Origin of the sequence: Streptomyces sp. JHA26, from assembly GCF_002005565.1 — a bacterium.
Lineage (GTDB): Bacteria > Actinomycetota > Actinomycetes > Streptomycetales > Streptomycetaceae > Streptomyces.
The window spans coordinates 164,584-177,798 of the sequence record NZ_BDJC01000004.1; the positions used below are offsets into that span (position 1 = coordinate 164,584).

The 13,215-nt window shown below is 73.0% G+C and carries 14 protein-coding genes; 8 read left to right on the forward strand and 6 right to left on the reverse strand.

What is annotated here, in order from left to right:
* Window positions 1-30: 30 nt before the first annotated feature.
* Together JHAT_RS04070 and JHAT_RS04075 are read left to right on the forward strand one after the other, a co-directional pair.
* Window positions 31-405 carry a F0F1 ATP synthase subunit epsilon gene (locus JHAT_RS04070; RefSeq protein WP_019326852.1) on the forward strand — a complete coding sequence of 125 codons (375 nt, stop codon included), beginning with the start codon at window positions 31-33 and terminating at the stop codon, window positions 403-405.
* Between the two features lie 129 nt (window positions 406-534).
* Entirely contained in the window at window positions 535-984 is a 450-nt protein-coding gene (locus tag JHAT_RS04075) for a DUF2550 domain-containing protein (protein WP_077796637.1), read from the forward strand.
* Between the two features lie 60 nt (window positions 985-1,044).
* Here JHAT_RS04075 and JHAT_RS04080 read toward each other — a convergent pair whose 3' ends face one another.
* The 3 genes from JHAT_RS04080 to JHAT_RS04090 all read right to left on the reverse strand — a co-directional run bounded on the left by JHAT_RS04080 (window position 1,045) and on the right by JHAT_RS04090 (window position 4,826).
* A complete protein-coding gene (locus JHAT_RS04080; protein WP_077796638.1) occupies window positions 1,045-2,871 on the reverse strand; it encodes a glycoside hydrolase family 18 chitinase in 1,827 nt (608 codons plus the stop codon).
* Window positions 2,872-2,994: 123 nt separating this feature from the next.
* Window positions 2,995-3,636, reverse strand: a complete 642-nt coding sequence (locus JHAT_RS04085; RefSeq protein WP_077796639.1) for a response regulator transcription factor — start codon at window positions 3,634-3,636, stop codon at window positions 2,995-2,997.
* Window positions 3,633-4,826 (reverse strand): sensor histidine kinase, encoded by a 1,194-nt coding sequence (locus JHAT_RS04090; RefSeq protein WP_077796640.1) that lies wholly within the window; start codon window positions 4,824-4,826, stop codon window positions 3,633-3,635. Before JHAT_RS04090 ends, JHAT_RS04085 begins: the two co-directional genes overlap by 4 nt.
* A 152-nt stretch (window positions 4,827-4,978) precedes the next feature.
* Here JHAT_RS04090 and JHAT_RS04095 point away from each other — a divergent pair, with 152 nt between their 5' ends.
* Window positions 4,979-5,566: a hypothetical protein gene (locus JHAT_RS04095; protein ID WP_077796641.1), complete on the forward strand. Its 588-nt coding sequence runs from the start codon at window positions 4,979-4,981 to the stop codon at window positions 5,564-5,566.
* On the forward strand, window positions 5,563-5,760 hold the full coding sequence (locus tag JHAT_RS04100) for a DUF5708 family protein (RefSeq protein WP_077796642.1): 198 nt from the start codon (window positions 5,563-5,565) through the stop codon (window positions 5,758-5,760). Before JHAT_RS04095 ends, JHAT_RS04100 begins: the two co-directional genes overlap by 4 nt.
* A gap of 3 nt (window positions 5,761-5,763) precedes the next feature.
* On the opposite strand, the gene JHAT_RS04105 is transcribed toward JHAT_RS04100, so the two are convergent.
* The 3 genes from JHAT_RS04105 to JHAT_RS04115 are packed head-to-tail and all read right to left on the reverse strand — an operon-like array spanning window position 5,764 to window position 7,917.
* Window positions 5,764-6,336: a cob(I)yrinic acid a,c-diamide adenosyltransferase gene (locus JHAT_RS04105; protein WP_077796643.1), complete on the reverse strand. Its 573-nt coding sequence runs from the start codon at window positions 6,334-6,336 to the stop codon at window positions 5,764-5,766.
* Window positions 6,337-6,349: 13 nt separating this feature from the next.
* On the reverse strand, window positions 6,350-7,099 hold the full coding sequence (locus JHAT_RS04110; protein ID WP_077796644.1) for an ABC transporter permease: 750 nt from the start codon (window positions 7,097-7,099) through the stop codon (window positions 6,350-6,352).
* Between the two features lie 35 nt (window positions 7,100-7,134).
* Window positions 7,135-7,917, reverse strand: a complete 783-nt coding sequence (locus tag JHAT_RS04115) for an ABC transporter ATP-binding protein (protein WP_077796645.1) — start codon at window positions 7,915-7,917, stop codon at window positions 7,135-7,137.
* A gap of 92 nt (window positions 7,918-8,009) precedes the next feature.
* Between JHAT_RS04115 and JHAT_RS04120 the strand changes: the two genes are divergently transcribed.
* The 4 genes from JHAT_RS04120 (at window position 8,010) to JHAT_RS04135 (ending at window position 13,141) form a co-directional block, all read left to right on the forward strand.
* Entirely contained in the window at window positions 8,010-8,651 is a 642-nt protein-coding gene (locus JHAT_RS04120; protein ID WP_077796646.1) for a TetR/AcrR family transcriptional regulator, read from the forward strand.
* A 136-nt stretch (window positions 8,652-8,787) separates the two neighbouring features.
* A complete protein-coding gene (locus JHAT_RS04125; protein WP_077796647.1) occupies window positions 8,788-9,636 on the forward strand; it encodes a 3-hydroxyacyl-CoA dehydrogenase family protein in 849 nt (282 codons plus the stop codon).
* A 203-nt stretch (window positions 9,637-9,839) separates the two neighbouring features.
* Window positions 9,840-10,163, forward strand: a complete 324-nt coding sequence (locus tag JHAT_RS04130; RefSeq protein ID WP_077796648.1) for an STAS domain-containing protein — start codon at window positions 9,840-9,842, stop codon at window positions 10,161-10,163.
* A 293-nt stretch (window positions 10,164-10,456) separates the two neighbouring features.
* Window positions 10,457-13,141 carry an AAA family ATPase gene (locus tag JHAT_RS04135; protein WP_077796649.1) on the forward strand — a complete coding sequence of 895 codons (2,685 nt, stop codon included), beginning with the start codon at window positions 10,457-10,459 and terminating at the stop codon, window positions 13,139-13,141.
* Window positions 13,142-13,215 lie beyond the last annotated feature (74 nt).

Genomic DNA, 13,215 nt, shown 5'->3' on the forward strand with positions numbered 1-13,215 from the left:
CCCCGCCGGGTGGTGACCCGAGGAGCCACCTTGGCTGCTGAGCTGCACGTCGCGCTGGTCGCGGCCGACCGAGAGGTCTGGTCCGGCGAGGCCACCCTGGTCGTCGCGCGCACCACGTCCGGCGACATCGGCGTCATGCCCGGTCACCAGCCGCTGCTCGGTGTGCTGGAGTCGGGCCCGGTGACCATCCGTACGAGTGACGGCGGGACGGTCGTCGCCGCGGTGCACGGCGGTTTCATCTCGTTCGCCGACAACAAGCTGTCGCTGCTGGCCGAGATCGCCGAGCTGTCGGACGAGATCGACGTCCAGCGCGCGGAGCGCGAGCTCGAGCGCGCGAAGGCGGAGGGCGACGCCCACGCCGAGCGTCGTGCGGACGTCCGACTGCGCGCGGCGGCGGGGCGCTGACCCACGGCGCTGTGCTATGACGTCACTCAGCCGCGGCTGGGACCGGAGCGATCCGGACCCGGCCGCGGCTGAGGCAGATCAGGGTGATTTTTCCGTTCCGTTACCTAGGAGACGAGGAGGTCGGTGTCGATGGTCCTCGCTCTGACCGTGTGCGGAATTGTCGTCGCCCTGGTGGTGGTCGGACTGTTCGTCTTCGGTCTGCGCCGCAGGCTGATCCAGCGCTCCGGCGGCACCTTCGACTGTTCCCTGCGCTGGGACGCGCCCGAGGAGGGCGGCGACAGCGGCGGGAAGGGCTGGGCCTACGGCGTGGCCCGCTACAACGGCGACCGGGTCGAGTGGTACCGCGTCTTCTCGTACTCCCCGCGCCCGCGCCGGGTCCTGGAGCGCGCGTCGATCGAGGTGGCCGGCCGCCGTCTCCCGGACGGGGAGGAGGAGCTGGCGCTGCTCTCCGACTCCGTCGTCCTGGCCTGTCTGCACCGGGGCACCCGGCTCGAACTGGCGATGAGCGAGGACGCGCTGACCGGATTCCTCGCGTGGCTGGAGGCGGCCCCGCCCGGACAGAGGGTGAACGTCGCGTAACCTCGTGCGCCCTCCTCCGGACGAGGTCCGGAGGAGGGCGCACGGTGGTGTTCGGTACCGCTAGCTGAGTCCGCTCTTCATGGCGCTCACCAGCTCGCCGTTCGCGGTGTCTCCGCTGAACTCCCAGAAGAAGGCGCCGCCGAGGCCCTGGCTCTTGGCCCAGGCCATCTTGCCGGCGATGGTCGACGGGGTGTCGTAGGACCACCACTGGTTGCCGCAGTGCGCGTACGCCGTGCCGGCGACGGTGCCGGTGGCGGGGCACGCGTTCTTCAGGACCTTGTAGTCCTCGATGCCGGCCTCGTAGGTGCCGGGAGCCGCGCCGGTCGCCGTGCCGCCGGGGGCGGACTGGGTGACGCCGGTCCAGCCGCGGCCGTAGAAGCCGATGCCGAGCAGGAGCTTGGCGGACGGCACGCCCTTGGCCTTGAGCTTGGCGATCGCGTCCGCGGAGTTGAAGCCCGCGGTCGGGATGCCGGAGTACGAGGTCAGCGGGGAGTGCGGGGCGGTCGGGCCGGTGGTGGCCCAGGCGCCGAAGTAGTCGTAGGTCATGACGTTGTACCAGTCGAGGTACTGGGCGGCGCCGCCGTAGTCGGCGGCGTCGATCTTGCCGCCGGAGGAGCCGTCCGCGGTGATGGCGGCGGTGATCAGGTAGTCGGAGCCGAACTCGTTGCGCAGCGCCTGCGTGAGGTTCTTGAAGGCCGCGGGGCCGGAGGTGTCACAGGTCAGGCCGCAGGCGTTCGGGTACTCCCAGTCGATGTCGATGCCGTCGAACACGTCGGCCCAGCGCGGGTCCTCCACGACGGCCTTGCAGGACTTGGCGAAGGCGGCCGCGTTCTGCGCGGCCTGGCCGAAGCCGCCCGAGTAGGTCCAGCCGCCGAAGGAGTACAGGACCTTGATGTGCGGGTACTTGGCCTTCAGCTGGCGGAGCTGGTTGAAGTTGCCGCGCAGCGGCTGGTCCCAGGTGTCGGCGGTGCCGCTGACGGACTGGTCGGCGGTGTAGGCCTTCTCGTACGCGGCGAAGGTGTCGTCGACGGTGCACTGGCCGTTCTTGACATTGCCGAACGCGTAGTTGATGTGCGTGATCTTGGAGGCGGAGCCGGAGGTCACCAGGTTCTTGACGTGGTAGTTGCGTCCGTAGACGCCCCACTCGGTGAAGTAGCCGAGGTTGACCTTGCCGCTCGGGCCGGGCTCGCCCCCGCCGCCGCCGGTGGTGCGGACCGTGACGGCGCCGCTGGCCGGGCCGGTCTGGTCGGCGGTGTCGCGGGCCTGGACGGTGTACGAGTAGTCGGTGCCCTTGGTGAGGCCGGTGTCCGTGTACGTGGTACCGGTCACGGTGGCGACCTTGGCGCCGTCGCGCAGGACGTCGTAGTTCTTGACGCCCTTGTCGTCGGTCGCGGCCGACCAGGACAGCTTCACCGAGGTGTCGGTGATGCTCGAGGCGGTCGGGGTGCCGGGGGCGGAGGGGGCCGCGTCGCCGGGGACCTCCGGGCCGCCGTCACAGCTGCCGCCGTTGAGCTTGCAGCCGGACGGGGAGCCGGGGCCGCTGCCGTTGAAGCCGAAGGAGACCGAGGCGCCGGGGGCGAGCGTCCCGTTCCAGCCGACGTTCTTGGCGGTCCAGTGGTCGGCGGAGTTGGTGACCGTGGCGTCCCAGGCCGAGGTGACCTTGGTGCCCGAGGGGAAGTCCCACTCGACGGTCCAGGAGTTGATGGTCGTCGTGCCCGTGTTCTTCACGGTCCAGCTGCCGCCGAAGCCCGTGCCCCAGTCCGACGTCTTGGTGAAGGTGGCGGTGGCACTCGTGGCCGCCTGGGCCGGACCGGCGAGTCCGACCAGCCCGGCGAGGGGGAGAGCCAGGGTCGCGGCCAGGGCCGCGGCTCGGTGTCTGAAGCGCATGCTGCGCCTCCTTATGTGGGGATGTTGTTGTGAGCGTGACTGAGCCTCACGCTCGCAGTGCCGCGAGAATAGGAAGGTCTGGACCATAGGTCAATAGGTCTGGACCACTGCTCGCGAGAGTGGTCAGATCCCCAACTCCTGGGCGAGCACCGCCGCCTGCACCCGGCTGCGCAGTTCCAGCTTGCCCAGCAGACGGCTGACGTGCGTCTTCACCGTGGCCTCGGCCATGTCCAGGCGCGTGGCGATCGCGGCGTTGGACAGCCCCTCGCCGAGACAGGACAGGACCTCGCGCTCCCGCCGGGTCAGACTGTCGAGGACGGCCGGATCGGCGGTGGCCGCCCGGGCCGGCCGCGCCGCGAACTCGGCGATCAGACGCCGGGTGACGGCCGGGGCGACGATCCCCTCGCCGCCCGCCACCGTGCGCACGGCGCCGATCAGGTCCTTCGCCTCCGTGTTCTTCAGCAGGAACCCGGCGGCGCCCGCCCGCAGCGCCCCGAAGACGTACTCGTCGAGGTCGAACGTGGTCAGCACGAGCACGTCGGCCAGCCCCTCGCCGACCACCCGCCGGGTCGCCGACACCCCGTCCAGGCGGGGCATCTGCACGTCCATCAGGACCAGGTCGGGACGGAGTTCACGGGCGAGCTCCACCGCCCGCTCGCCGTCGCCCGCCTCGCCGACCACCTCGATGTCGGGCGCGCTGCGCAGGATCAGGACCAGTCCGGCACGGACGGCGGACTGGTCCTCGGCGACCAGGACCCGGATCATTCCAGTTCTCCTCGGGTGATGTCGGTGACGGGGAGACGGGCGCGCACGACCCACCACGTGCCGTCCGGACCGCTCTCCGGGCCGGCCTCGAACGTGCCGTCCAGCAGGGCCACCCGCTCCCGCATGCCGACCAGCCCGGCCCCGGACCCCGGTGCGCGCGGGGTGTCCCGGCCGCCGTAGGGGCTGCTCACCCGGATGTCGAGGCCGTCGTCCAGGCGGCGCAGCAGCACGGTGACCTTCCCCGGAGCGGCGTGCTTCAGCGCGTTCGTCAGCGACTCCTGCACGATCCTGTACGCGGCGAGCTCGACCGGTGCGGGAACGGAAGTGTGGGTGGCGTCGAGGGCGACGTCCAGGCCGTTGGCGCGGGCGCCCTCGACCAGGGCGCCGAGGCCGTCGAGGGTGGGGGTCGCGGCCGGTTCCCGGTCGTCGGCCCCGTCGCGCAGGATGCCGATGAGCCGCCGCATCTCGGACAGTCCCTGGACGCTGTTCTCCCGGATCACGGCGAGCGCGTCGCGGGAGGTCTTCTCGTCGTCCAGGGAGAGCGCGGCCGTGGAGTGGATGGCGATCGCGGAGAGGTGGTTGGCGACCATGTCGTGCAACTCCCGCGCCATCCGGGCGCGCTCCGCGGTCACCGCCTGGGTGCGGTCCATCTCGGCGAGCAGCGCGGTCTGTTCGGCCCGCAGCCGGGCCGCCTCGGCGGCGTCGCGGTGGTTGCGCACGATCAGGCCGGTCGACGCGGGTGTGAACGCCACACCGCCGACGACGAGACCGAGCAGCAGCGCCTCCGGCACCCGCCACACGGCGTACGGCACCAGCGTCGCGGCGATCGTGAGCATGCCGGTGATCCACGGCAGGCGGCGGGCCGCGGCGGGCGTCCCGTACAGGACGGCGGCGTACATCAGGTCGGTGTACATCACGATCGTGGCGATGCTGCCCCGGGTCATCGTGTCCGCGGCCAGCGCCAGCGTGCCGGTCAGCAGCGCGGTGCGCGGAGCGGTGCGGCGCAGCAGCTCGCAGCCGGCGATCACGGCGAGCGGCACGAGGAGGGGCCAGCGGCCGTCGAGGAGCACGATCGGATCGTCGCCCCCGCGCACGCCCAGCCCGAGCCCCCACAGCAGCAGTCCGCCGGAGAGTCCGGCCAGCGCGGTCCACCCGTCGAAGCGGTGGGGGCGGGGCGGTCGTACGGCCATGGCACCATCCAACACGCTGCGCGCACCCGGCGCCTGATCCCCGCGGACGGTCCTGGACTGCATCTTTCGATGTACCGCGGGTTCGTCGTCGGCGACGACGAAACGGGCCGTTCCGCACGGGAGCCTGAAAGGGTGACCGAAGGGAGCGAACCGTGATCGTCGCCTTGATCGCCGCCTGTGAGATCGGCTTCTGGGTGCTGCTGGCCGCCGGACTGGCCTGCCGCTACCTGCTGAGGATGCCCCGCACCGGTCTGGCGCTGCTGCTGTGCGAGCCGCTGCTGGAGGTCGTCCTGCTGGTCGCCACCGCGCTGGACCTGAAGAACGGCGCCGAGCCGAACTGGACGCACGGCCTGGCCGCGCTCTACCTCGGCTACACCGTGGGCCACGGCCACCGCACGGTGAAGTGGCTCGACGGCCACGCCGCCCACCGGCTGGGCGGCGCCCCGAAGCCGCTCGGCCCGCCCCGCCACGGCATGGCCCGCGCCCGGCACGAGACCAAGGTCTGGCTGGGCACGCTGACCGCCGCCGTCGTGGCGACCGCGCTGCTCCAGCTCGCCATCTGGTACGTCGACGACCCGAGCCGCGTCACGCCCCTGGAGTCCTGGCGCTTCACCGCGTGGCGGATCGCCGGCATCCACGGTCTGGTGGCCCTGGCCTACTGGATCTGGCCGAAGAAGGCCCCGGCGGACGGGCGGGACGTCGCCGGCGCGGGCACCGGCAAGGAGCGTGTCGGCCGATGACACGGGCGTCCGGGAACCTTCTCGCGGGGCCCGCCACGCTGGTGGCGGGCCTGGCGCTGTGGCTGTTCGCCCAGGGAGTGGACCTGCCGGTGGTCGACCCCGTCAAGGTCGGCGTGGTGCTGATGTGCGTCGGCGGCGCCGAGACCCTGCTGGGCCTCTACCGGGCCGCACGCGGTCGGGCGGAGCCCCGGTAGGGCTCAGCGCTCCCCGCCCGGCACCCACAGCACGTCGCCGGTCTCCTCGTTCGCGACGCGCGCCAGGATGAACAGCAGGTCGGAGAGCCGGTTCAGGTAGGTGGCGGTGAGCGGGTTCATCGTCTCGCCGTGGACCTCCAGCGCCGCCCACGTCGAGCGCTCGGCCCGCCTCACCACCGTGCACGCCTGGTGCAGCAGGGCCGCGCCGGGCGTGCCGCCGGGCAGGATGAAGGAGCGGAGCTTCTCCAGCCGCTCGTTGAAGCGGTCGCAGTCCGCCTCCAGCCGGTCGACGTAGAACTGCTCGACCCGCAGCGGCGGGTACTCGGGGTTCTCCACGACCGGTGTCGACAGGTCGGCGCCCACGTCGAACAGGTCGTTCTGGACGCGGGTGAGGACCTGGACGACCTCGTCCTCCAGACCCCCCAGCGCGATCGCCGTGCCGATCACCGCGTTCGCCTCGTTGGCGTCGGCGTAGGCGGAGATCCGCAGATCGGTCTTGGCGACCCGGGACATGTCACCGAGGTTCGTGGTGCCCTTGTCGCCGGTCCGGGTGTAGATACGCGTCAGGTTGACCATGGGGTCAGCCTAGTTACGCCCCGGCCGTCCGGAACACGCGTGTGCCCACCGTCACGGCCAGTGCGGTGAAGGCCACGGCGACGAGGGAGCCGTACAGCATGTGCGCCGTCGCGTAGCTGCCGACGTAGGCGTCCCGTACCGCGTCGACCAGGTAGCGGAACGGCATCAGGTGCGACAGCACGTCCAGCCACGCCGGCCCCAGCGTCATCGGGAGCATCAGACCGGACAGCAGCATCGACGGCATCGTCAGCGCGTTGATCGTGGGCCCGAACTCCTGCGGGGTCCGCACCTTCATCGCCAGCGCGTACGACAGCGACGCCAGCGAGACCGTGAGCAGCGCGACGAACACGAAGCCGATCAGCACGCCGGGCAGCGGTGCGCGCAGGCCCATGACCACGGCCGCCAGCACCAGCAGCACCGCCTGGAAGGCGAAGACGGTGGCGTCCCGCAGGACCCGCCCCAGGAGCAGCGCGAGCCGGCTGACGGGCGTGACGCGCATGCGTTCGACCACCCCCTGACCGTTCTCGATGATGATCGAGAACCCGGCGAAGGAGGCTCCGAACAGGCCGAGTTGCAGCAGCAGGCCGGGGACCAGCACCTGCCAGGAGCTGCCCCGCCCGCCGAGCGGCAGGTCGGTCAGCAGCGGGCCGAAGAAGAGCAGGTACAGCAGCGGCATCAGGACGCCGAAGAGCAGCGCGAAGCGGGAGCGCAGGGACTGGCGCAGATAGCGGCCGTAGACGAGGCCGGTGTCGTGGAGCAGCATCGGTGTTCCCAGGGGTGTCGGGCGGCTACGGGGTGTCAGACGGTTGCGGGGGTGGCGTCGGCCGGCGCGGCGCTGCGACCGGTGACGGCGAGGAAGGTGTCCTGGAGGGAGGCGTCGGGCGAGCCGCCGTACTCGAGCTTCAGGGCGGCCGGGGTGCCCTCGGCGACCACCACGCCGCCGTCCACGACCACCAGGCGGTCGGAGAGCGCGTCGGCCTCGTCGAGGTAGTGGGTGGTCAGGAAGACCGTGGTGCCGTGCTCGTCGCGCAGCCGGCGCACCAGGTCCCACAGGTCGGCGCGGCTGCCGGGGTCCAGGCCGGTCGTCGGCTCGTCCAGGAAGAGCACCTCCGGGCGGTGGGTGAGCGCCATCGCGATGTCCAGCCGGCGCCGCTGCCCGCCGGACAGCGCGCCGCACCTGCGGTCCAGCAGCTCGGTCAGGTCCAGGTCGCGGGCCAGCTCCTCGGCGCGCTCGACGGCCCGCGCCCTGGTCAGCCGGTACAGGCGGCCCTGGGTGACCAGCTCCTCCCGCACGGTGATCTGTGTGTCCACCCCGCCCGACTGCGCCACGTACCCGCACGCCGCGCGCACCCCGGCCGGGTCGGTCGCCAGGTCGTGGCCGGCGACGGTGGCCGCGCCGCCGGTGGGGGCGAGCAGGGTCGTGAGCATCCGCAGGGTGGTGGTCTTGCCGGCGCCGTTGGGGCCGAGGAAGCCCAGGATCTCGCCCTCGCGGACGGTGAGGTCGATGCCGCGCACGGCCTCGACCGGGCCGCGCTTGGTCGCGAAGGTACGGGCCAGCCCGGCCGTACTGATGATTGCCATGCCCCCAGAAAAACAGAGTCACTGAAATTTTGCAATGACACCAAGTTTTCAGTGACCCCATCCGGTGGTGCCGGCGCGGTTAGGATGCGGGCATGGCCGAGGGACTCAGGGAACGGAAGAAGCGGCAGACCCGGCAGTACATCTCGGATGTCGCCACGGGGCTGTTCCTGGAGCGCGGCTTCGAGGCCGTCACGGTGGCGGAGGTCGCGGACGCCGCGAACGTCTCCGTCAACACCGTCTACAACTACTTCCCGGCCAAGGAGGACCTCTTCCTCGACCGCTCCAAGGGCGTCGTCGACCGGCTCTCGCGCTGGGTGCGCGGCCGGCGCGAGGGGGAGTCGGCGGCCCGCGCCGTGCTGCGCGAACTGCGCGAGGAGGTCGAGACGGTCTCCCCCCGCGTCGGCCTCATGGAGGGGTACGCGCGGTTCATGGGGGTCATCGAGGCCTCACCCGCGCTGCGCTCCCGGCTCTGGGCGATCGCCCAGGAGGTGCAGGACGACCTGGAGCGCACCCTGCGCGAGGTGACCGGCGCCCCGGACGGCGACCCGGTGCCCTCGCTGATGGCGGGTCAGATCAGCTGGCTGCACGGCACGGTGATGACGGCCATCGGTCGCCGCATGACGGCCGGCGGAAAGCCCGCCGAGGTCTCCCGCGACACCCTCGTGCTGCTGGACGAGATGGAGGACCTGTTGAGCGACAGGGTGCTCAACTACGCCGTCCGGGGTGCGGACTGACACCTGAACGGCGCACCCCGGTGTGACGTCCGTCATTTGAGACGTGACGCGCGTTACTAACCGGTCACACAGCGCCTCACGCCCGCTAATCTCCGGCCGAGAGACGAGAATCAGCGCGTATCAGGGGAGTCGCACAGTGGCACGGAAGCTCGCCGTCATCGGAGCCGGACTCATGGGGTCCGGCATCGCCCAGGTCTCCGCGCAGGCGGGCTGGGACGTCGTCCTGCGCGACGTCACCGACGAGGCGCTGCGGCGCGGCACCGACGGCATCAGGGCCTCGTACGACAAGTTCGTCGCCAAGGGCAAGCTCGCCGCGGACGACGCCGAGGCCGCCCTCGCCCGCATCACCGCGACCACCGACCTGGACGCCGCCGCCGACGCGGACGTCGTCGTCGAGGCCGTCTTCGAGAAGCTGGAGGTCAAGCACGAGATCTTCCGCGCCCTCGACAAGCTGGTCAAGGACGAGGCGATCCTCGCGTCCAACACCTCCGCCATCCCGATCACCAAGATCGCGGCCGTGACGGAGCGCCCCGAGCGGGTCGTCGGCACCCACTTCTTCTCCCCGGTCCCGATGATGCAGCTGTGCGAACTGGTGCGCGGCTACAAGACCAGCGACGAAACGCTCGCCACCGCCCGTGAGTTCGCCGAGTCCACCGGCAAGACGTGCATCGTCGTCAACCGCGACGTCGCCGGCTTCGTGACCACCCGTCTCATCTCCGCCCTCGTCGTCGAGGCCGCGAAGCTGTACGAGTCGGGCGTCGCCACCGCCGAGGACATCGACCTCGCCTGCAGGCTGGGCTTCGGCCACGCCATGGGGCCGCTGGCCACCGCCGACCTGACGGGCGTCGACATCCTGCTGCACGCCACGAGCAACATCTACACCGAGTCCCAGGACGAGAAGTTCGCCCCGCCGGAGCTGATGCGCCGGATGGTGGACGCCGGTGACATCGGGCGCAAGAGCGGGCAGGGCTTCTACAAGCACTGAGTCCGCACCGAGTCCGCCCCCGGCCCGGGCAACATCACACGCCGGGGTGAATTCGGTATCGGTTCGCTCACGGGTGGCAACCTCCGACCGTTTCGGCCAGTCAGAGGTTGCATGACCTGATATCGCCGAGAGACCACCCCGCGGGACGGGAGACCGCCCGTGGGACACATCGCCGAGCACGAGACGCACGCCGGGGAGCGCATATGCACATCAGGGGCGACCACGTCGAGCTGGTCGTCGGGGGCCGCCTCGACGTCCGCAGCGCGGCGGACGCCCGTACGGTCCTGCACTCGGCCGTCGACGACGGGGTCGGCGACCTGGTCCTGGACCTGTCCGAGCTGGACTCCTGGGACGCCACCGGACTCGGGGTGATCATGGGGGTCCACCGGCGGGCCGGCCGCTGCGGCCGGCGCCTGGTGCTGCGCGGTGTTCCGCCGCAGATGCAGCGCCTGCTGGTGGCCACCCGGCTGCACAGGATCCTGGCCATCGAGGGCGGCATCGGCGTGGAGACCCTGCCCAGGGTGTGACCCCCGGTGGCCGTCGCACCCCGGCGGCCGCGGAACGCCCCGCCGCGAGGACCCGGGCACCGTCCGGCACGACGCCCGATGCACGCAATCCTCACGAGACCGTGACCTCTCGGACGGACCGGCACCCCGGACTGTCGGAGATACTGGGCGAAGGTTTAGGGTCTGGCTGCCCGCCGCATCGCAGCCCACTTGGCGGGCCCGGACCAGAAGCGACAGCGCGGTGTGCGGCAAGGCCGGGAGGGGTGGTCCCGACCGGGGACCCGGCACACGACGCTTTTGGGGGGCTTGAACCTATGGACCCGAACAACCGGGGACCCGAGGAGCACGGCCACGACGGCAGCACGCCGCGCCCGCGCCCGTCCAGGGACCCCCTCACACCCGACTTCGGACAGCACGCGCCCGCGCTCGCCCGCACCGTGCAGCTCGTCTCCGGCGACTTCCTGCTCACCGTCAACCCCGTCGACGGCAGCGAGATCGAGGTCTGCCCGCCTGGGGGTACCTCCCGCTCGAGCGAATTCGAGAGTGGGGGAGAGCGCCCCGCCCGCCCGGAGAAGCTCACCGCGACCGAACGCGCCGAACTGGACCGCGCCGCCCGGCCGCCCGCCCCGCCGGGCCCGACGCGGCCCGCACTCGGCCTGCTGGCCCGCCAGGACGAACGCGAACGACTGACCCGGCTGCTCGCCCGCGGCCGTTCGGTGCGCCTGACCGGCCCCGCCGGCTCCGGTCGCACCAGCCTCCTCGACGTCGTCGCCGAGGACTGCGCCGGCCTCGCGCCCGACGGCGTCGTCCGCCTCAGCGGCTTCCGCCGCACGGCCGACGACCTGCTGTACGACCTCTTCCACGCCGTGTACCGCGCCCCCCTGCACCGGCCGGACCGGGAGGAACTGCTCGACCTCGTCCGCGAGGTCGGCGCGGTCGTCGTCCTGGACGACGTGGAGTTCGGCGGCGCCGCCCTCGACGAACTGCTCGACGCCACCCCCGAGTGCGCCTTCCTCGTCGCCGCGACGCCGGACGTGCCCGCCCCCTCGGCCGGCTCCGCCGTCGAGGAGGTCTTCCTCACCGGCCTGGACCGCTCGGACGGCGTGGAACTGCTGGAGCGCGCCGCCCGGCGGCCCCTCACCGACGAGGAGGCCAACTGGGCCGGTGACCTCTGGTTCGAGTCCGAGGGCCTGCCCCTGCGGTTCGTGCAGGCCGGTGCGCTGCTGCGCCGGCGCGACCGGCTGCGGGCCGGCGCCGACGCCGTCGACGAGTTCGGCGTCTTCGCCGACGCCCGCCCGGCCGACGACACGCCCTACGACGCCGCCGAGAACGACGAGGTCCCCCTGCCGTCCGTCGGCGAGGCCGCCGCGCCCGCGCCGCTGCTCGCCTCCCGGCTGAGCGCCTCGGCCCGCGCCACCCTGGAGTTCGCCGTCGCCCTCGGCGGCGAGGTGCCCCACCAGGCGCACCTGCCCGCGCTGGTCGGCGACACCCACGCGGACGCCGCCCTCGGCGAGCTGGCCGACTGCGGACTGGTCTCGCCGGTCGGCTCCCGCTACCGGCTCGCCGCCGGGGTCCTCACCCAGCTGGAGAACGCCGGATACGCCGACGGCGCGCGGGAGAAGGCGTCGGCCACCGCCCGGCACTACGCCTGGTGGGCCGGACACCCCTCGGTCACCCCCGAGCGCGTGTGCGCCGAGGCCGACGCCGTGCTGGCCGCCCTCGCCGCGCTGGTGCCGGCGACGGCCCCGGCCGGGGACGACGAGGAGAGCCCCGCCGTCCAGCTGGCCCGCACCGCGGCCCCCGCGTTCGCCGCCGGACTGCACTGGAGCGCCTGGGAACGGGCGCTGCGCTCCGGCGCCGAGGCCTCCCGGCTCGCCGGTGACGTCGCCGAACAGGCCTACTTCCACCACGAGCTCGGCGTCCTCGCGCTGTGCGAGGGACAGCTCGACCGGGCCCGTGCCGAGCTGGAGGCGTCCATCGGGCTGCGCGGCGCGCTCTCCGACAAGCGCGGCGCCGTCTCGGGCCGCCGTGCCCTCGCCCTGGTGTCGGACCGCTCCGGGGACACCCCCGGCCCGGGTGGCGCCGCGGGACCCGGGGCCGTCGGCGCCGGACTCGGCGCCGCCTTCGGCCCGACCGCGGCCGAGGAGGTGCCCGACGCCCGGCACGAGGAGTCGGCGTCGCCGCCGGCCGGTGTGCCCGCGCCCTTCCCGCCGCTCCGGCCGTCCCCGCAGTCCCCGACGCTCGTCGTCCGCCGGGACCCGTCCCCGGGGCCGGCCCGCGGCCCCCTGGGCGGCATCAGGGGACTCGCGCGGCGCAACCTGGCGGCCGCCGGCGCGGGCGCGCTGCTCGTCGCCGTGCTCGGCACGGTGGTGACGCTGGGCGCCACCTCCGAGAACGACCCGGGCACGCCCGCCGACCAGGTCGGCGTCAACCCGTCCGCGAGCCAGGGCGTCGACGACGGAAGCCTGGGCGCCGACCGGCCGGAGGACGACGGCAACGGCTCCGCGGACACCGGTGAGGCGACCGCCCGGCCGACCGACCCCGGCCCGGACGGCACCCCCGGCACCTCCGACGACCCGACGCCGGCCGAGTCGGACCGGCCGTCGGACAGCAGCGGGCCCGGACACCCGAGCGGCACCGGCGACCCGAGCGGCACCGGCGACCCCAGCGACCCGGACGGGTCGGACGGGCCGGGCGGCCCGACGAAGCCGCAGCCGCCCACGTCGTCCAGGCCGCCCACGTCGTCCGAACCGCCGACCTCGTCCGAGCCGCCCACCGATCCGCCGTCCCAGACGCCCACGACCGACCCGCCCTCCGAGTCGCCGACGACGCCGCCGACCTCGCCGTCGACCCCGGAGACCTCCAACAGCGCGACCGGTCCGGGCACCACCACCCCGACCACCGCGAGCGCTCCCGCCGACGGCCCCGCGACCGCGACGCAGAGCGGCACCCCGACCGGCGGCACGGGGTCCGCCCCGGCGACCGGGCTGATCGTCTGAGGCGGTCCGACGCGCGAGGGGCCGGGTCCGCATCACGGACCCGGCCCCTCGCGCACGCGGGCCTCACGCCCGTA

What these genes read in the sequence shown, in the direction of transcription:
- JHAT_RS04135 (WP_077796649.1), top strand. Translation starts at nt 10,457, where the DNA reads ATGGACCCGAACAACCGGGGACCCGAGGAGCACGGCCACGACGGCAGC.
- JHAT_RS04120 (WP_077796646.1), top strand. Translation starts at nt 8,010, where the DNA reads ATGGCCGAGGGACTCAGGGAACGGAAGAAGCGGCAGACCCGGCAGTAC.
- JHAT_RS04115 (WP_077796645.1), bottom strand. Translation starts at nt 7,917, where the DNA reads ATGGCAATCATCAGTACGGCCGGGCTGGCCCGTACCTTCGCGACCAAG.
- JHAT_RS04090 (WP_077796640.1), bottom strand. Translation starts at nt 4,826, where the DNA reads ATGGCCGTACGACCGCCCCGCCCCCACCGCTTCGACGGGTGGACCGCG.
- JHAT_RS04130 (WP_077796648.1), top strand. Translation starts at nt 9,840, where the DNA reads ATGCACATCAGGGGCGACCACGTCGAGCTGGTCGTCGGGGGCCGCCTC.
- JHAT_RS04100 (WP_077796642.1), top strand. Translation starts at nt 5,563, where the DNA reads ATGACACGGGCGTCCGGGAACCTTCTCGCGGGGCCCGCCACGCTGGTG.
- JHAT_RS04110 (WP_077796644.1), bottom strand. Translation starts at nt 7,099, where the DNA reads ATGCTGCTCCACGACACCGGCCTCGTCTACGGCCGCTATCTGCGCCAG.
- JHAT_RS04075 (WP_077796637.1), top strand. Translation starts at nt 535, where the DNA reads ATGGTCCTCGCTCTGACCGTGTGCGGAATTGTCGTCGCCCTGGTGGTG.
- JHAT_RS04085 (WP_077796639.1), bottom strand. Translation starts at nt 3,636, where the DNA reads ATGATCCGGGTCCTGGTCGCCGAGGACCAGTCCGCCGTCCGTGCCGGA.
- JHAT_RS04080 (WP_077796638.1), bottom strand. Translation starts at nt 2,871, where the DNA reads ATGCGCTTCAGACACCGAGCCGCGGCCCTGGCCGCGACCCTGGCTCTC.
- JHAT_RS04105 (WP_077796643.1), bottom strand. Translation starts at nt 6,336, where the DNA reads ATGGTCAACCTGACGCGTATCTACACCCGGACCGGCGACAAGGGCACC.